The sequence below is a fragment of the Proteus sp. HMSC14B05 genome (assembly GCF_001808035.1).
Classification (GTDB): Bacteria; Pseudomonadota; Gammaproteobacteria; order Enterobacterales; family Enterobacteriaceae; genus Proteus; species Proteus mirabilis.
In genome coordinates this window covers 18,757-36,754 of sequence record NZ_KV791997.1, presented here as the reverse complement: position 1 = coordinate 36,754, position 17,998 = coordinate 18,757, and the positions used below count along the sequence as shown (strand labels likewise).

Below are 17,998 nucleotides of genomic sequence, written 5' to 3'. Positions count from 1 at the left end.
CAGGCAGTTTTTTATTTTACTAGCCTTGGGACTACCGGATTTTCTGGTGACGATTTTAAAAATGACATACAAAGAGCACCTAAAATAACCAAGAGCATAATCAAATCAAAACCATCAATAAAAGAGGCAACATGTGCTTCTCTTATTACTAATGCCATCGTTGTTTGATAATGTTCAGCAATATTCCCTGCTAATTTTTGCTCACCAGTTTGTATGTATCCTCTTAACAAATCATAATGAGTATCATATGAGATCCTCAAATATGTATTGATAATAGCTCCTGCAAGGGCTGGCATTAATACTCTCGCTATCGAAATATATGCCCCTAAATGTAACGCTTCTTGTGGCTTGATATTAGTAACAAATGAGGCAATTAATCCGATAAGTAGCAAACATTCCCCCATTGCTTGCATAGATATGACAATAAAGAAATCATTAGCTCGCCACTGATAATCAATTTGATGACCGATTAAACATGCTCCTCCAATAATCATAATACCTATTAACATCATTAATCGTGGCTCTAAACGCCGTGCAAGAAAAATAGCTATTGGACTACATAATAGATAGATAAAGAAGGCAAGATTGGTAACTTGACCTATTTGTAGTGGTTTCAACCCACCAACAACACTCAAAAATGAAGGTATAAATAACGAATTAGGTAACATCAAAAAGCCATATAAACAGGCAATAATAAAGCAGAGCCGTAAATTACTATCTTTGATCCAATTTAAGTGGCCAAAGCTTTGTTTATAAATACAAGCTCTAATAATAAATGTCCCCATCAGTATAGCGCTACCGATTAAGCAAGACACGACCAGCCCAGAATCCCACCAACCTAACAATTCACCTTGAACGACACCAATATATAATAGCGTTAATCCTAAGCATTTAAGCGCCATTCCTCCCCAATCACTTTGAGCGAGCAATGATTTATTAATAGGTGAGAGTGGCATTCCCCACCAGGTAAAAAATAGGATGACTAAGGTGAAAATAGCGGATAACCAATAAATCCAACGCCAATTCAATATTTCAACAAATTCTCCTGAGATCCCTACTCCCGCATCCATTCCTACAGAAACACGTAAGCTATAAGCCGCCATAACGATTAGCCAAACACTGGGATTTAAACTTTTTAAGGCTAATGAAATCGTCATCGGCAAATAGACTCCGATACAAAATCCAATCATAAAATGAGCAATAAAAAGTCCGCCAAAACCAATCTGTTGTCCTATTATGGGAACCGCTAATCCACAACAAAAAAGGATAAAACTCGCACTGATTAATATTTTTTCTGCGCCATAAACCACCATAAACCAAGGTACAAGAGTCATACTGATCAATTGAGCTATATTAAGAGCCACATTCAACCAAGATCCTTGGGCAACATCTAAACCAAACACGCCTCTTAAATCCGCTAACGAGATAGAAAACATACGTACAAAGAGTGTTGATAAAATAGCCCCGGTAAAAACAGCCATAACAACAAAAATAGGACGATGATTTTGTGCTGCTGATAATAATTTAATCACTGCGCTCCCCCTCCTCTACAGGAAGGCTTTCTGTGTCAATTTTCACTTGCACAGACATACCCGCTCTTAATTTAGCTAAGTGTCGGTTATCACTATTGAGCGTGATATAAACCGGAATACGTTGTACTACTTTAGTAAAATTACCACTGGCATTATCAGCAGGAATAAGTGCTGATTCACCACTACTTTGTGCGCCGATATATCTCACTTTTCCTGAAAAAACATCGGTAGGAAAAGCATCAACTTTGATAGCAACAGATTGTTCTGGCTGTACTTTTTTTATTTGTGTCTCTTTTAAATTGGCAATAATGTATACATCGTTAATCGGTGTTAAAGTCACAATTTCGCTACCCGCAGTCACAAGGCTACCGATATTGACTTTTATTTTATTTAATTGCGCATCGAAAGGAGCCTTAATAGTCGCGTATGAAAGCTCCGTTTCAGCCTGCTGATACTGTGTTTGAGCGATATCTTTTTGTGCCAGACGTATTTTTTCTTGAGATTTTAGTAATACCAATGCTTGTTTAGCCTGATCCCACTCATTTTTCGCAGCACTTTGTAATTTCATTAAACGTTGCAAATCAGATTGAGCATCTAAATAATTTTGTTGTGTGATTGCCCCACTATTAATTAAATCTTTACGCAACATTGGACTGCGCTTAGCTTGGGTAACATCAATAACTGATGCTTGATAACGATTAGCTAATTTCTCAATATTTAATTGATATTCTTTAATTTCTTCAGTGAGATTATCTAAAGCTAATTGGGCTTTTTGATACTCTGCTAATGCCGCTTGCCGATTTAATATTTGTTCTTTCTTATTAATTTCAGCAATGACCTCACCACGTTTTACTACTTGGTAATCCTCTTTATTAATCTGAGAAATAAACCCAGTCATTCGTGATTTCAATATCGTTGAGTCCGCTTTTATGTAAGCGTTATCTGTTGTTTGATAACGAGCATCACTCCACCAGCGATCCCAATCTGCAGTCGCTATACCAATAAACGCAACAACACATATCACAGTGATCCAAGGTGTATAAACCATAACTAACTGCATGATTTTTTCTTTTTTTGATTGAATATTTTCCATCTTTCTACTCCTAAGCGAAGCTTAGTGATATTTAACTTTTGCTTTAATCTAACATTGTTAGGTTTGATAAATATGTTAAACTAACATTGTTAGATAGAAAAGAGGAAAATGAGAATTATTTATGAAAAGCCCTAAAATTGATCGATTAAATGTGTTGGATACGGCGCTTTCTTTGCTGGAAAAAGAAGGGATTGAAGGCTTAACAATGCGAAAACTGGCAGATGCATTACATATAAAAGCCGCCTCTCTCTACTGGCATTTTGATAATAAACAAACGCTTATTGAGGGAATGGCAGATCGTATAGTCAGTGAAGTCGCTGTTGATTTTCACTATAGCCAAGATTGGAAAGCGGATCTAAAACGTCTAGCAACAGAGCTAAGAGAAGCTTTTTTACAACATCGTGATGGTGCTAGAGTTTTTGCCGGAACCTATGTGATTTCTGAGAATGTGTTACGTATAAACAATACGCTTATTACTTTAATTATGCAGTCTGGTGCATCTGCTGAATTAGCGAGCAATATGTCGATGACCTTACTCTATTTTATTTTAGGGTGTTGCATTGAACAGCAAGCTATCACGCTTATTGATAGTGAAATTTTAATGCAAAAACGACTCGCTTTTGAACAAATTGTACGTGATAAATACCCTCAAACTTGGCAAGTAAGAGAAATTCTTTTTGCTGATGATTTTGCCATGCGTTTTAATTTTGGCTTAGAGCAATTAGTCACAGGGTTTGAACACCAATTGATGACACCATGAGGTTGGTTTAAAAAGGCCGTTTGTAACTAAACAAACGGCACTTTATTTATACTTAATAACCTATTTATCGTTAATAATCCGTTAGTACAAAGCTACACTGGTCCATAACTTATTGCGGTAGCAATACCAATTGCAGCCATACCTATCACGACCCAAATCATTAAAATAGGGAATACAAATTTAACCCAACGCGTCCACGGCACTTTACCTACCGCCAGTACCGCCATAAGTACACCTGATGTTGGGGTAATAATATTGGTAAAGCCATCACCGAGTTTTAAAATAAGGACACCGGTTTGACGTGTAAGATCAAGAATATCGAGAATAGGCACCATAATAGGCATAACAATCGATGCTTGTCCCGTTCCTGATGTGACTAGCAAGTTAAACAGTAAATTAAAGAAATAAAGTAATTGAGCGCCCCAAAAGTGAGAGGTTTGCTGTAATGGCACTAATGTGGCTTGTACAATAGAATCAAGCACTCGTCCTTCATCTAAAATAACAATAACCGCTCTGGCGATCCCCACCACCAATGCCCCATACACTAAAGATTGAGCACCTTTCATAAAGGTTTTGATATAGTCATTAGGGGCAATTTTAAACATAGCCGCCACAACAATGCTCATCATAATAAAAATGGCTGATAGATGTTCAATCCCCCATTTATATTCAAAAGCGCCATATAAAAACAATCCTATAAACGCTATAAATACCACCAAACTCAATTTTTGCCTCAATGAGAAGGTGCTATCTAATGATTGAGTGTGTGGCTGTTCATAATCAGGATCATCTTTAGCTATTCCATACATATAACTGGTCGTTGGATCATTCGCAATACGTCTGGCATACCAGACAATATAGGCAATAGTGACAACAATTAAGATAGCGAATAATACAACTCGAAAAATAACACCAGAAAAAAGAGGAACTTCAGCTAATGTTTGTGCAGTACCTAAAATAGTTGGATCTAATACACCAACCGCATTACCTGCATAATAGCCTAAATAAACAACTGCAACCCCCGTAATAGCATCAAGTTTCATTGATCGCGAAAGGGCTATTCCTATAGGGATAAACGCAATAACGGCATTGGCCGCAAGCCCAAGGGATGACAACATACCAAAAATAAAAGCAACCGTAATAATAAGAGCTTGATAATTACCTTTGGTTTTAACAATAAGCGCATTAATACCTGAATCAATAGCACGGGTGCGATCATAAATGGCAATCGCGCCACCAATCATAAAGATCAAGAAAATAATACTGGCAGATTGTTTTAACCCTACAGGGATTGCATAAAACACATCCATCAATGAAGCTGGATTTTGTGCAACATAATTAAAGCTATTAGGGACAACGCGGTTTAATCCATTAACGGTTTCCCGCTGATAACTTCCCGCGGGGATCAAATAGGTGGCGATGGCCGCTAAAATAACGATGCCAAAAATAATAATAAAGGCATCAGGCATAGCCCATTTTATTTTTTTACTCTTTTCCATACATTCACCTTATTGAGACAGACGCTTAATAACATTTGCAAATAGCACTGTCCTTTCGGTCAATGACGGTAAATCGAGATATTCTTTATCACTATGTTGATAGCCACCAATAGGGCCTAAACCATCAACACTTGGCGTACCGACACCGGCAGTAAATGAGGCATCAGATCCTCCCCCGGTTGAAATATCTTCAATAGCTAAGCCAATTAAATCCGCTTGCTGTTTAATGATTTCTATTAAATTGGCACTTTCAGGTGTTTTCACCATTGGAGGGCGATTAATGCCACCTTTTAGCGTTAATTTAACCCCCGCTAACACAGGTTGACTACAAACTTCTCTGACTTGCTTATCAATTTCAATACCCTGCTCATCCGTTGAAATACGCACATCGATTTCAGCTCGTGCATGGGGTGCAACCGTATTGACAGATGTACCACCAGAAATCAGTCCGACATTAACGGAAAGACCTTCATCATGGCGAGAAAGCGCATGTAGGGCCTGAATTTTGTATGATAGCTCTTGAATAGCACTAATTCCTGCTTCTGGTGCAATACCTGAGTGAGATGCTTTACCTTCAATCAACAGCTCATAAGTTCCAACACCTCGACGAGCGCTAACAATGGCACCATTCGCACGAGCAGGTTCCATAATTAATGCATAAGCTTTACTTTTGGCATATTTTTCAATTAAATGACGCGATGTTTTTGACCCTATTTCTTCATCACAGTTAAGCAATATTTCAACATTTTGATAAGAGAGATCGCCACTTTGTTTGAGTGCATTAATCGCATAGTAAGTTAAAACATGGCTAGCTTTCATATCAATAACACCGGGGCCATAGGCACGGGAGCCATCGATACTAAATGGACGCTCTGCTACTGTTCCTTTAGGAAATACGGTATCTAAATGTGCAGCAATAAAAATTTGTGGGTTTGTGGCATCTTTATGAACTAAACGGTAGTTATTCCCTAGTTGTTCATTTTCAAATACTTCAACAACAAAACCTAATTTTTGGTAGCGTTGAATTAAAAGATCAGCGACTGCATCAACCCCTTGTTTATCATAAGAGCCGCTATCGATATTCACTAACTCCTTTAGAAAATCAACCATTTCATCATATTGTGAATTAATTGTGTGTTGCATTTTATTTACCTCTTGTAATTATAATTTGTCTTTTTTAGCTAGATATTTAAATCAAGATGGCCTTTATCAACTGCAATAAAATGCTTGATAAAAAGCATTAGCCTTAAAATAAAATGTGGATTTATTTATCAATAATATCACATTAAACTTTACATATATTTAATATGATTGCATCTATTTTTTAAAACCATAATAACAATTAATTAAATAGAATAAGATCTGCTAGAAATCACATGATAGAAATAGATAAAATAATCTAAAGCTAATAAGAACATTGAAAAATAGAAAAGAGGTTTAAGATAAAATACTTTTTACTATTTTATCTTGTTTTTAGAGAGCATTATTTTAAATAGATTTATTTTATTTTTTGATAAAACCTAAAAAAACAAAATAAAACCAAATTATTTTTTATCAAACAAACAATAAAACCAATAAAATAATTTTTTAACACACTGGATTAAGAAAAATCGCTCTATTATTAAAATAAAAACATTTATTTTCAATTTTATTTGATAAAAGAACAATACAATAAAACTCGGTAATAAATTTATCATACAATATAAAATATGTATGATAATAAAAGGTATTTTATCTTATCTAATAAAATTTATTGATTAATAAATAAAACCACTCTTTTTTTTATGCGTTAAATGATGATCTTAAAATCGTGTTTTATATTAGTTTTATTTACTTTTTTTAGTATCTAATGTTGAGAGCCAAGCTGCTTTTGCGGTGGTATTTATTGTGATGACATACCTATGTCATAAATCCCCCTTAAAATTGACATCACAATAACCCATTTTTTTAATGGTAGGATGTTCTACATTCTTCCCATTCGCCGTTAATAATGATTTCACATAGTAGGTCTAAACATATGAATAAATCGGTTGAAGCAGTAATTTTAGATTGGGCTGGTACAGTAGTCGATTTTGGCTCTTTCGCCCCCACACAAATTTTTGTCGATGCCTTTGCTCAAGCCTTTAACTTTAAAATAAGTTTATCAGAAGCACGAGGGCCGATGGGGATGGGGAAAATCGATCATATTCGTGCTTTACTTAACGAGCCTAATATTCGCACTCGCTGGACAGCCCAATTTGGTCACCCACCAAGTGAAGAAGAGGTACAACACATTTATCGCACCTTTATGCCGTTACAAATTGCACAAGTGGTACATTTTGCTAAACCGATTGAAGGAGCACTTGAGGCTATCACGACCATAAGAGCACAAGGAATTAAAATCGGCTCTTGCTCAGGTTATCCTAAAGCCGTCATGGATGTATTAGTACCGAAAGCCGCTGAATATGGTTATCAGCCTGATTGCGTGGTTGCTAGTGATGAAATTGCCGCCGGCTCTCGCCCAGGCCCTTGGATGGCGTTAAAGAATGTGATTGAACTGGGTGTAATGAGTGTAGCACACTGTGTTAAAGTCGATGATGCAGTAACAGGTATTGCCGAAGGGTTAAATGCCGGTATGTGGACTGTCGGGTTATCTGTTTCAGGCAATGAGTTTGGTGCCACCTTTGAACAATATCAAACAATGGAACAGGCAGAAATAGAAAACCGTAAGCGCATTGCTGAAAATAAACTACGTACCGCTGGTGCTCATTATATTATTGATACCCTTGCCAATTTACCTGCGGTGATAGAAGATATTAATCAGAGGATCGCTAATAATCAAAAACCGTAACTATTATCCAATACCAACGCCCAATAAAGCAGTAATGGGCGTAATTGGTAAATAGAGAATATAAAGATATATCTAGGTATTCTTTAATATGAAAATAATACTCCGCACTTTTATATTTCTATATTTTATTTTTTTATTAATATTGATTAATATTCTTTCCATATCTGACTATGAATGGATGATTGGTGAAGGTGATATTGATAATCTTTGTCAACTGCCACTCAATGGTAGATATGTTATTGAACCTATATTGATATTAATACCTTGTATTACATTACTTTTTTTAGAAAAAAATAAAAAGCTAAGATGGGGTTATGTTACAATCACTGTTATGTATATCATATGGTCATTTTATTTACGTTTTAATTTTTGCTGAAAACTGAAAAGTAGGGAAACTTTAGTCATGGTTAAAATAAACTCTCTAAAAATGTATTTAATTGCAATATTCCTTTTTTCTTTAGCTTTGTTTTGTTTCTATGACTCCATAATCTACTACAAAAACTATTTTATGATGAAAGATAGAATTCTATTCTCATTTCAAACAGGGTTGTTTTTTTTGCGGCCCCTTTGATTATCTATTTTTCTTATCTAATTTTTATTTGTGGATACACAAAAAAAACACAAAGAATGAATAATAAAGTAGCGGGTATATGCGCAGGAATAGCAATAGTTGGTATCGTTTTTAGCTTTTTCTTTTCAATTTATGTCGCTCTCGATTTAACCTCTAAAGGCTATTTTAGTTGTTATAAATCATCTGCTTTTGCACCAAATGAATATGTTATTGCAAAAGAGATGTGTAAAAAATAGACATCTCTTTTTTATTCTCTCTTCGTAACCTGTACATTATAATTAAAAAATAACTTCACATCCCTAATGCAAGATTAATCAAATAGTTGACGAATATTTTGTTCACCTAAACCAGGCCCAACACTCATTCCTAAACCCGTTCGCATCAATACTGCAGTGACTTTTTCACTCGGCGTTAAAATTGAAATCGGCTCCTTTCCTTTTGCCCCATAAACCCCTTGCCAACGCTCTTTTACTTGAACCGAACAACCTAATGTGTGCTCAGCTAACTCTATCAGGAGGTTATCAACCTCTTCGCTGTTAAAGGGCTGTGCATCTAAGCTATATTCGTGAGAATCACCAATAATAAGATCGCCATAAGGAGTCGGGGTAATTAATAAATGAATACCATACTGCTCAATCAACGGCGATTGCATTTTAATTTCTTTCGCTAAAGCCTGTGCCTCAGGTAAATCGGCAAATGCACCATAGTGAGTACAACTTAATCCCGTCATTAGCGCATGCGCCAATCCAATATTTTGCTCTGCTGTCACTCGCAACATCTGTAAGCGGCAAACTATAGGATCAAGCTTTTTTATTTCGTCAGCCAATAATGTTTGATAATCGTGCCCTGAGCAGACAATGATCTTTTCTGCACTAAATGTTCCATTACTGGTGATCAATGTCCCTGTATCTACATCAATATCCCGTACTAATGTGGAAAAATAACTCGTTACATTAGCTAAGCTGCCTAGATAAGCCGCTAACTGTGGGATCGCTTCTCGCGAAAATAGCACCTGATCTTCTTTGCCATGCAACGCCGCTTTATGGTGTTGTAATTGACCACCATAAACCATGGCTAATTGTGTTTTAGAAAGTAATTCACAATCATAACCATAGGTTTTAGCTCGACCATCGACAAAAGCTTCAAGAACAGCTTGCTCAGATTGTGTACGTGCTAATAGATAAGTCCCTTTTTGACGCGTTAAAAATTTAGCCTGTTTGGCCATAGTTGCCCAAATTTCACGACTATTTTTCGCTAAATCTAGCATTTTTCCCGGCGCTTGACCCAAAATTAATCCGTGACCAAAATTACGTACAGAAGCGCCCACAGGCGTGTAACTGCGCTCAAAAATAGCAACACGTAAACCTCGCTGAGCCGCTGCATACGCATGAGATAAACCAATAATGCCCGCACCAATAACCGCAATATCAAATTTCATATGACACCCTAAACCAGATAGAGTGCATCGCACCCTATCTATTAATTAATAAAGTAAAAAATAATTATTTTGCACTCTTACCGTCATAGCGCTTACGCCATTCAGTTAAAATGGTGTCGCGCTTTTCAGCAGCCCAAATAAAATCATTTTTAATTAAACGTTGAGCATAATCGCGAGGTAATTCTGTTTGGCTTACGGGTACACTGGTATTGGCTAATACAGCAAAATTAGCACTATAAAGCTTCATCGCTTCCTTTGAGGCGGAAAAATCAGCCAATTTTTGCGCGGCATCTCGCTTATTAGTTCCTTTGATTATCGCCGTTGCTTCAATATCCCAACCCAATCCTTCTTGCGGTAATATGATGTCTAGTGGTGCCCCTTGTCGTTTCAATTGGATCGCCGGATATTCAAAGGATATGCCTATCGGGTATTCCCCCGATGCAGCCATTTTGCAGGGTTTGGAGCCAGAATGAACATATTGACCAATATTCTGATGCAACTTGTCCATATATGCCCAACCCTCTTGTTCACCAAATATTTGTAACCAAGCACTTACATCTAAAAACCCAGTGCCTGATGATGCCGGATTTGGCATAACGATTTTGCCTTTGTATTCAGGCTTAGTGAGATCTTGCCAAGAAGTGGGTTTAGATAACCCCAATTTTTGTGCTTCTATCGTGTTGTAGCAAATCGTTGCCGCCCAGACATCCATACCAACCCAAGTTGGCGGGTTGTTGCTATCACGAAATTTCACATCAATATCATCTAACTGCGCCGGAGCATAAGGCTCAAGCATATTTTGCGCTTTTAATATTGCTAAACTTGATGCAGCTAATCCCCACACAACATCGGCTTGAGGACGATCTTTTTCTGCTAATAATTTAGCGGTGATAATCCCCGTTGAATCTCTTACCCATTTTATTTTTATATCGGGATATTTAGCCTCAAATGCTTGTTTATAAGCTTGTAATTGTTCACTTTCTATTGCGGTGTATACCGTAATTTCAGTCGCTGCAAAGACCGTTCCCGCAGAGAATAATAAGCTGGTGGCAAGTATCAGTTTTTTTAACATCATGCGATTTTCCTAGTATTGCTATGTGAGAGAATTAAACCTTTAAATTTATTGCTTAGCTTCACGCTGATGCCACGCTTGTGTTCGGCGAATAACACCTTGCGAAGCAATAGATAACAATATCGAAACCCCTGCCGAGGTGGTTAAAATCAATGTCGACATAGCCGCCGCGCCACCAATATTGCCCGCATCATCCATATTCAATACCGCAACCGCGGCTAAAATAGTGTCTGGGCTATAAAGGAAGATCGCCGCGGAAACCGTTGTCATAGCAGAAACAAATAGATAACGATAAATATCTAATAATGCCGGCAAACAAAGAGGAATAGTGATACGCCAAAAGTGACGATATAAAGGCGCTTTTAAGGATAATGAAGCTGCCTCGAATTCTTTATCTAACTGGCGCAGTGCCGTGCTCGCAGTCATATAGGCAGTAGTGAAAAAGTGTGCAATGGAGCACAGCACTAATAACACCATACTGCCGTATAAAAAGTTCAGTGGATTATTCGGTAAGTTAAAGAAAAATACATATCCTAATCCCAACACTAACCCCGGAACAGCCATCGGTACAAAACTTAGCATACGTAACAGATTGTTAAGCCAAGAGTGAGAAGCCGTTTTCTCTATTAAGTAAGCGCCCATAAAGATCAGAAAGCAGCCGATAGTGGCAGTGTAAAATGCCAAAATAATACTGTTGGTATAGGCGAGCCATCCCCCGGGCAATCCTTCAAAATTATAATGACGTAACGAAAACGATAAGTTATAAGGCCAGAACTGAATAAAAGAGGAGTAAATGGCCGTACCGAATACCAATAAAAATAGCGCGCAAATAAGCATCACAAATATTAGATAAAGCGTGTCACGCTGAAAATTAGCTTTTGGTAAATAGAATTGGGCACGCGAGCTCATTGCATCACGTTGACGTTTACGTAACCAAACATCGACACCGAAGGTCAACAATGCAGGTAGCAATAACAACATACCGATTAAAGCACCGCGGCCAAATTGTTGCTGACCAAGCACGGCTTTATAGGCTTCTAACGCCAGTACTTGATAATCTCCGCCGACGACAACCGGAATACCAAAGTCAGTAATAGTTAACGTAAATACCAAGCACAATGCTGCGAAAATCCCATGTCGGCTCGATGACCAAGTGACACTACGAAAAGTGCGCCAAGAAGAGGCCCCTAAGCTAGATGCAGCATCAAATAAACGAGCATCAGACATGGATAATGCGGAGAGTAAAATCATTAGCGCATGAGGAAAAGTGTAGATCACCTCACCAAGCACTAATCCCCAATAACCATAAATACTCTCTGTGAGTAAGCTACGCAATAGCCCTTGGTTACCAAATAGATAAACCAATGCAATACCCGGTAGCATAGAAGGAGCGAGTAAGGGTAATAGTGATATTCCACGCCACAAGGATTTAAAAGGGATCAAGGTGCGATGTAGAGCATAAGCAAACAGGTAAGCCAGTGGCACTGTAATAACAGCAACGCTTAACGAAACACTAATACTGTTACCCACCAACCATAGAAAATTAGCACTGGTGAACAAATCAATTGCGGCCTGAAAACCACCACCTTGTGATATATCAGGCGTAAAACCTCGCCAGAAAATAGCCAATAAAGGCAATAAAACCCCAAGAGTAAGTAAGCAAATAATAAATAACTTACCACCAGCAACAAACAAACTATCTAAACGATTAATAGATTTGGTAGGTACTATCACTGACATTATCTCGCTACCTTACGCAAATATGTGTAGTTCATTAGCCGGTAAAGTCACTTTAACTTTACCGTTTTGAATACTATGTAGCTCAGCAGCAGAGATCTCGGCTTGTAATAAATGTCCCGGTAAATGGTCTAATTCAAACTTCATAATGCAACGACTTCCCAAAAACACCACATTTTGTATATTGGCATCGTATTGATTATGTTTGTTTTGTATTGGGTTAATTTTGATTGATTCAGGTCGACAAAAGAGACGCCCTTGATTATGAGGTATTGCAGTATGTTTTAATTGGACTTCTCGTGAGCCAATCATCGCCTCACCGTGCTGATTTCTATTGAAAGGTAACCAGTTACCTTTTCCTACAAACTCTGCAACAAATGGTGTTTGTGGATGGTTGTAAATCTCTTCACTACTGCCGTACTGTTCAACCTTGCCGTTATTCATTACAGCTATCCTATCGGCCATCAGCATGGCTTCATCTTGATTATGAGTGACCATTAGCGTAGTGATATTTAAGCTTTGCTGTAAATTACGTAGCTCCACACACAAATGTTCACGCACTTGTGCATCTAATGCCGACATTGGCTCATCCAGTAATAGTAAAGAAGGGGCAGGAGCCAAAGCACGAGCCAATGCCACGCGCTGTTGTTGACCGCCAGATAATTCTCCTGGATATTTTTTCTTTCGATCTTGTAAACCAACTAACTCCAGCATTTCATTAACGCGATCTTTAATCACATTACGAGGCTGACCGGCTAAACCATACGCAATATTTTGCTGTACCGTCAGGTTAGGAAATAATGCATAGGACTGAAATAAGATCCCATAGTCACGGGCTTGAGGGGGAAGGTGTGAGATGTTGTTATCGTAATTAAAGATACTACCGTGATCTTGTGTTTCTAATCCTGCAATACAACGTAATAATGTGGTTTTTCCACATCCAGAAGGCCCTAATAGGCAGACTAACTCGCCTTGTTTAATCTCTAAAGAAACACCATCTAAAGCAATAAATTGATTAAATCTCTTTTGAATATTCTCTACACGAATATGTGGCATTGAGCCATTTTGTGAGTTTATATTGAACTGTAACATATCGCTTACCACGCCAATTTATGATGATTGACTAGAGATTAAGCGACAATGATTAAAGTTTTATGAAAATTTAAAACTGATTTATATTTTTTTAAATGGCTAGTCACTAGACTATTATTACAAAGATAAAATATAGATTTTAAATTTATATTGTAGAAAGATTATTAATAACATCTCTATTATTTTTAGACGTTACATTAAAAAGACACCTTATTTATTTTAATTTTCATCGATATATTTATAGTAATAATATATTTATCTGATAAAAATAAAAACTTACGTGATTTTTAATCTATTCACTTTTTACACTCGTATTTATCTTTGTAATGTTTTTTAATAACAAAGAACTTAAAAATAATAGTGAGTTAAAAATGCCCCGCACCTAAAATTAAGATACGGGGCAAAATTGGCAATAAACTATTAAATAATATTACTCAACAGTCACTGATTTAGCCAAGTTACGAGGCTGATCGACATCAGTCCCTTTAATTAACGCCACATGATAAGAAAGTAACTGTAATGGTACAGTATAGAAAATTGGCGCAATTAACTCTTCAACATGAGGCAGAGAAATTAGTTTCATTGTTTCACTTTCTTCAAAGCCAGCATCTTGATCGGCAAACACATACAGTAAACCACCACGAGCGCGCACCTCTTCAATATTAGATTTTAATTTCTCTAATAATTCATTATTTGGCGCTACGATGATAACGGGCATATCAGCATCAATTAAAGCAAGAGGTCCATGTTTTAATTCACCAGCCGCATAAGCTTCTGCATGAATATAAGAGATCTCTTTTAACTTTAATGCGCCTTCTACCGCTATTGGATATTGATCACCACGGCCTAAGAAGAGTGCATGACTTTTTTCTGAGAAGTCTTCTGCTAAAGCTTCAATCACTTTATCTTTCGACAACATACTTTCAATACGGCTAGGTAGTGCATGAAGCGCCATTGCAACTTGTTGTTCAAGGGCTTCAACACCTTTAATGCGTCCCATATAGGCCACTAGCATTAATAAAACGGCCAGTTGCGTTGTAAAGGCTTTGGTTGAGGCAACTCCAATTTCAGCCCCTGCTTTAGTCATTAACACAAATTCAGATTCGCGAACTAAAGAAGAGCCAGCCACATTACAAATTGCCAGCGATGATAAATAACCTAACTCTTTTGATAAGCGTAATGCTGCTAGAGTATCTGCCGTTTCACCTGATTGAGATAAGGTTATCAGTAAACTATTGCGACGAGTCGCTGGTTTGCGATAGCGATATTCTGATGCAATTTCCACATCACAGGGGATCCCCGCTAAAGATTCAAACCAATAACGCGATACCATACCTGCGTTATAAGATGTACCGCAGGCAACAATTTGAATATGTTCCACTTGAGATAAGATCTCTGGTGCTTTAGATCCTAACTCACTAAGATCAATACTTTCTGCTTTTAAACGCCCTTCAAGGGTGTTTTTAATGGCTAAAGGCTGTTCGTAGATCTCTTTTTGCATATAGTGACGATAAATACCTTTGTCACCCGCATCATATTGCACATTCGATTCAATAATATCACGATTAACTTCTTCGCCATTAACATCATAAATATGCACATGACGACGAGTAATTTCGACAATATCGCCTTCTTCAAGGTAGATAAAGCGGCGAGTAACAGGCAATAAAGCCAGTTGGTCAGAAGCAAGGAAGTTTTCCCCAACACCAAGACCTACCACCAGTGGGCTTCCTGAGCGTGCTGCCACTAATAGCTCTGGTGTACGACTATCCATAATGACAGTACCGTAAGCACCACGTAATTGAGGGATCACACGCTGTACGACTTCACGTAATGTGCCGCCTTGGCGCTGTTCCCAATTGACTAAGTGAGCAATAACTTCAGTATCAGTTTGAGAGGCAAACTGATAACCCCGGTTAATTAACTCAGCTTTTAGCTCTTGGTAGTTTTCAATAATCCCATTATGTACCACGGCAATAGTGCCTGAGACATGAGGATGAGCATTATCTTGACAAGGTTCACCATGGGTTGCCCAACGGGTATGAGCAATACCTGTACCACCAATAACTTGTGTTTTTTCTGCTTCTTCTGCCAGCATCTGTACTTTGCCAACTTCACGCAGACGTGTCATATGACAATCATTATCGACAACAGCTAACCCCGCTGAATCATAACCGCGGTATTCTAAACGACGTAAACCTTCAATTAAGATTTCTGCGATATCGCGTTGTGCAACTGCACCTACTATTCCACACATTGTGTTATTCCTAAAACTGTGCGTTTTTCGCACTTGATGTCTTTATACCTGATTATTTTGTTCCCCAAGCCATGGTAGAAAACGGGGATATTTTTGTTTTTAGAATAATAGCGTACAAGAAAAGGGCGATAATGAAATATACGCCCTTATCTTAAAATTATTGTTTTTTCTTCACCGGACGTTTCCAGCCAGAGATATGTGTTTGCTTCACTCGGCTAATGACTAATTCGTTTTCGTTGACATCTTTTGTCAATGTTGTACCCGCACCAATTGTTGCGCCATTGGCCACGCAAACGGGGGCAACAAGTTGAGTATCAGAGCCGATAAACACATCATCACCAATGATAGTTTTAAATTTATTTGCACCGTCATAGTTACAAGTGATAGTGCCAGCGCCAATATTCACATTAGCACCCACTTCAGTATCACCTAAATAAGTAAGATGGCCCGCTTTAGAGCCAACGCCTAAACTGGCTTTTTTCATCTCAACAAAGTTACCAACATGTGCTTTGTCTGCCAGCTGTGCGCCGGGGCGAAGACGAGCAAAAGGCCCAACAGTACACTCTTGCGCTAAATTTGCATCCTCGATCACCGTATAAGGGCTGATAATCGAACCATCACCGATCACACAGTTTTTCAGTACACAACCCGTACCAATTTCAACGTTATTACCTAAAGTGACTTCACCTTCAATAATAACGTTAGTATCAATCACCACGTCTTTTCCGTGAGTTAGCGTACCACGTAAATCAAAACGAGCCGGATCAAGTAACATTACCCCTTCAAGTAATAAGCGTTCAGCTTGTTCTGTTTGATAAATACGCTCTAATGCGGCAAGTTGTAAGCGGTTATTAACCCCTTCCATTTCGCTATGACGAGTAGGGTGAGCAGTTTCGATTTTACGACCTTCTTGGTGTGCAAGCGCAATAATATCAGTAATGTAGTACTCTTTCTGAGCATTGTTATTATCAAGCTTCGCTAACCAGCGTTTTAAATCGCCCCCATTAGCAACCAATATACCAGTATTGATCTCTTTAATTTTTAATTGTTCTTCAGAGGCGTCTTTTTGCTCTACGATACCAACAACATCGCCATTTTCGCGAACAATACGGCCATACCCCATAGGGTTATCTAAAATAACGGTTAATAAACCAATGCCACCAGCAGGTTTTACCGCAATTAAACGCTCTAAGGTTTCTTTAGTGATAAGCGGTACATCACCATAAAGCATTAGGATATCTTCATCATCAGCAAAGAAAGGTGCGGCTTGTTGCATAGCATGACCGGTACCTAATTGCTCAGCTTGTAGCACCCAATTGACAGGTTGTGAACCTAATGTTTCTTTCATAAGTTCACCACCGTGCCCATAAACAAGGTGGGTTTGTTGAGCACCAAGGGATTTTGCAGTATCAATGACATGTTGCACCATGGATTTGCCCGCAAGTTTATGAAGAACCTTAGGTAACTGTGAATACATACGGGTACCTTTTCCCGCAGCAAGAATAACAACACTTTTAGCTGAATTAGACATAATTAACCTGATAACTCCCGTAAAGAATGGCAAGTAAACCTGTTTATGCCAAATAATACTACATATTTCGTTACACAAAATATTTCTGAAAGCAAAAAAGCCAGTTAGCTATAACTAACTGGCTTTTTATTCATGGACTGCCTATTTACATTAGCGTCTAGTCAATTCGATTACACGTAGTTTTGCAATCGCTTTGGCTAATTCTGCTGATGCTTGAGCATAATCAACATCACCATGAGAGGATTGAATGTGTTCTTCAGCTTTACGCTTAGATTCCAACGCTTTCGCTTCATCCAAATCACGACCACGGATAGCTGTATCTGCCAGTACAATGACGCCTGTAGGCTGAACTTCGAGAATACCACCTGAAAGGTAGATAAACTCTTCTTCACCCGATGTTTTTACGACACGTACCATGCCCGGTTTTATGGCAGTTAATAACGGGGTATGCTGCGGATAAATACCGAGCTCACCTTCGCTACCAGTTACCTGAATATGTTTGACTTCGCCGTCATATAAATGCTTTTCAGCGCTGACAACTTTCAGGTGGAACGATGTATCGGCCATATCAACCTCCCGTCAGCCG

15 protein-coding genes are annotated in these 17,998 nt (G+C 38.1%); 4 read left to right on the top strand and 11 right to left on the bottom strand.

The features are described 5' to 3' along the window. Nucleotides 1-11: 11 nt before the first annotated feature. Together HMPREF3129_RS13070 and HMPREF3129_RS13065 are read right to left on the bottom strand one after the other, a co-directional pair. Nucleotides 12-1,532: an MFS transporter gene (locus HMPREF3129_RS13070; protein ID WP_036919393.1), complete on the bottom strand. Its 1,521-nt coding sequence runs from the start codon at nucleotides 1,530-1,532 to the stop codon at nucleotides 12-14. Further along, complete coding sequence (locus HMPREF3129_RS13065) at nucleotides 1,525-2,625, bottom strand: HlyD family secretion protein (protein ID WP_036919391.1); 1,101 nt, start codon at nucleotides 2,623-2,625, stop codon at nucleotides 1,525-1,527. Before HMPREF3129_RS13065 ends, HMPREF3129_RS13070 begins: the two co-directional genes overlap by 8 nt. Before the next feature lie 121 nt (nucleotides 2,626-2,746). On the opposite strand from HMPREF3129_RS13065, the gene HMPREF3129_RS13060 reads away from it, so the two are divergent. Then, the gene (locus HMPREF3129_RS13060) at nucleotides 2,747-3,385 is read left to right on the top strand and encodes a TetR/AcrR family transcriptional regulator C-terminal domain-containing protein (protein WP_004246569.1); all 639 of its coding nucleotides are present in this window, start codon (nucleotides 2,747-2,749) and stop codon (nucleotides 3,383-3,385) included. Between the two features lie 92 nt (nucleotides 3,386-3,477). On the opposite strand, the gene HMPREF3129_RS13055 is transcribed toward HMPREF3129_RS13060, so the two are convergent. Together HMPREF3129_RS13055 and HMPREF3129_RS13050 are read right to left on the bottom strand one after the other, a co-directional pair. After that, nucleotides 3,478-4,884, bottom strand: a complete 1,407-nt coding sequence (locus HMPREF3129_RS13055) for a YfcC family protein (RefSeq protein WP_004246570.1) — start codon at nucleotides 4,882-4,884, stop codon at nucleotides 3,478-3,480. 9 nt (nucleotides 4,885-4,893) lie between these two features. Further along, on the bottom strand, nucleotides 4,894-6,027 hold the full coding sequence (locus HMPREF3129_RS13050; RefSeq protein WP_036919388.1) for a M20 family metallopeptidase: 1,134 nt from the start codon (nucleotides 6,025-6,027) through the stop codon (nucleotides 4,894-4,896). An 874-nt stretch (nucleotides 6,028-6,901) separates the two neighbouring features. On the opposite strand from HMPREF3129_RS13050, the gene phnX reads away from it, so the two are divergent. The 3 genes from phnX to HMPREF3129_RS19000 all read left to right on the top strand — a co-directional run bounded on the left by phnX (nucleotide 6,902) and on the right by HMPREF3129_RS19000 (nucleotide 8,521). Next, nucleotides 6,902-7,714, top strand: coding sequence for a phosphonoacetaldehyde hydrolase (gene phnX, locus HMPREF3129_RS13045; protein ID WP_004249806.1), 813 nt, complete (start codon nucleotides 6,902-6,904; stop codon nucleotides 7,712-7,714). Between the two features lie 88 nt (nucleotides 7,715-7,802). After that, the gene (locus HMPREF3129_RS13040) at nucleotides 7,803-8,090 is read left to right on the top strand and encodes a DUF2645 family protein (protein ID WP_041701435.1); all 288 of its coding nucleotides are present in this window, start codon (nucleotides 7,803-7,805) and stop codon (nucleotides 8,088-8,090) included. A 191-nt stretch (nucleotides 8,091-8,281) separates the two neighbouring features. After that, the gene (locus tag HMPREF3129_RS19000; RefSeq protein ID WP_230506956.1) at nucleotides 8,282-8,521 is read left to right on the top strand and encodes a DUF1240 domain-containing protein; all 240 of its coding nucleotides are present in this window, start codon (nucleotides 8,282-8,284) and stop codon (nucleotides 8,519-8,521) included. A 74-nt stretch (nucleotides 8,522-8,595) separates the two neighbouring features. Here HMPREF3129_RS19000 and HMPREF3129_RS13030 read toward each other — a convergent pair whose 3' ends face one another. The 7 genes from HMPREF3129_RS13030 to HMPREF3129_RS13000 all read right to left on the bottom strand — a co-directional run bounded on the left by HMPREF3129_RS13030 (nucleotide 8,596) and on the right by HMPREF3129_RS13000 (nucleotide 17,979). Further along, nucleotides 8,596-9,723 (bottom strand): TIGR03364 family FAD-dependent oxidoreductase, encoded by a 1,128-nt coding sequence (locus tag HMPREF3129_RS13030; RefSeq protein ID WP_017628743.1) that lies wholly within the window; start codon nucleotides 9,721-9,723, stop codon nucleotides 8,596-8,598. 64 nt (nucleotides 9,724-9,787) lie between these two features. Continuing rightward, a complete protein-coding gene (locus tag HMPREF3129_RS13025) occupies nucleotides 9,788-10,798 on the bottom strand; it encodes a putative 2-aminoethylphosphonate ABC transporter substrate-binding protein (protein WP_004246580.1) in 1,011 nt (336 codons plus the stop codon). 45 nt (nucleotides 10,799-10,843) lie between these two features. Next, a complete protein-coding gene (locus HMPREF3129_RS13020) occupies nucleotides 10,844-12,535 on the bottom strand; it encodes a putative 2-aminoethylphosphonate ABC transporter permease subunit (protein ID WP_036919385.1) in 1,692 nt (563 codons plus the stop codon). Nucleotides 12,536-12,547: 12 nt separating this feature from the next. After that, a complete protein-coding gene (locus tag HMPREF3129_RS13015) occupies nucleotides 12,548-13,624 on the bottom strand; it encodes a putative 2-aminoethylphosphonate ABC transporter ATP-binding protein (RefSeq protein ID WP_004249814.1) in 1,077 nt (358 codons plus the stop codon). A gap of 430 nt (nucleotides 13,625-14,054) precedes the next feature. Next, nucleotides 14,055-15,881 carry a glutamine--fructose-6-phosphate transaminase (isomerizing) gene (glmS, locus tag HMPREF3129_RS13010; protein ID WP_004246586.1) on the bottom strand — a complete coding sequence of 609 codons (1,827 nt, stop codon included), beginning with the start codon at nucleotides 15,879-15,881 and terminating at the stop codon, nucleotides 14,055-14,057. Nucleotides 15,882-16,038: 157 nt separating this feature from the next. Beyond that, entirely contained in the window at nucleotides 16,039-17,412 is a 1,374-nt protein-coding gene (glmU, locus tag HMPREF3129_RS13005) for a bifunctional UDP-N-acetylglucosamine diphosphorylase/glucosamine-1-phosphate N-acetyltransferase GlmU (protein ID WP_004246587.1), read from the bottom strand. A 150-nt stretch (nucleotides 17,413-17,562) separates the two neighbouring features. Continuing rightward, nucleotides 17,563-17,979 carry a F0F1 ATP synthase subunit epsilon gene (locus tag HMPREF3129_RS13000; RefSeq protein WP_004246588.1) on the bottom strand — a complete coding sequence of 139 codons (417 nt, stop codon included), beginning with the start codon at nucleotides 17,977-17,979 and terminating at the stop codon, nucleotides 17,563-17,565. Nucleotides 17,980-17,998 lie beyond the last annotated feature (19 nt).

Coding starts and splice junctions, on each gene's coding strand:
- HMPREF3129_RS13040 (WP_041701435.1), top strand. CDS start 7,803: ATGAAAATAATACTCCGCACTTTTATATTTCTATATTTTATTTTTTTA.
- HMPREF3129_RS13030 (WP_017628743.1), bottom strand. CDS start 9,723: ATGAAATTTGATATTGCGGTTATTGGTGCGGGCATTATTGGTTTATCT.
- HMPREF3129_RS13065 (WP_036919391.1), bottom strand. CDS start 2,625: ATGGAAAATATTCAATCAAAAAAAGAAAAAATCATGCAGTTAGTTATG.
- HMPREF3129_RS13025 (WP_004246580.1), bottom strand. CDS start 10,798: ATGATGTTAAAAAAACTGATACTTGCCACCAGCTTATTATTCTCTGCG.
- HMPREF3129_RS13050 (WP_036919388.1), bottom strand. CDS start 6,027: ATGCAACACACAATTAATTCACAATATGATGAAATGGTTGATTTTCTA.
- HMPREF3129_RS13055 (WP_004246570.1), bottom strand. CDS start 4,884: ATGGAAAAGAGTAAAAAAATAAAATGGGCTATGCCTGATGCCTTTATT.
- glmU (WP_004246587.1), bottom strand. CDS start 17,412: ATGTCTAATTCAGCTAAAAGTGTTGTTATTCTTGCTGCGGGAAAAGGT.
- HMPREF3129_RS13015 (WP_004249814.1), bottom strand. CDS start 13,624: ATGTTACAGTTCAATATAAACTCACAAAATGGCTCAATGCCACATATT.
- phnX (WP_004249806.1), top strand. CDS start 6,902: ATGAATAAATCGGTTGAAGCAGTAATTTTAGATTGGGCTGGTACAGTA.
- glmS (WP_004246586.1), bottom strand. CDS start 15,881: ATGTGTGGAATAGTAGGTGCAGTTGCACAACGCGATATCGCAGAAATC.
- HMPREF3129_RS13000 (WP_004246588.1), bottom strand. CDS start 17,979: ATGGCCGATACATCGTTCCACCTGAAAGTTGTCAGCGCTGAAAAGCAT.
- HMPREF3129_RS13060 (WP_004246569.1), top strand. CDS start 2,747: ATGAAAAGCCCTAAAATTGATCGATTAAATGTGTTGGATACGGCGCTT.
- HMPREF3129_RS13020 (WP_036919385.1), bottom strand. CDS start 12,535: ATGTCAGTGATAGTACCTACCAAATCTATTAATCGTTTAGATAGTTTG.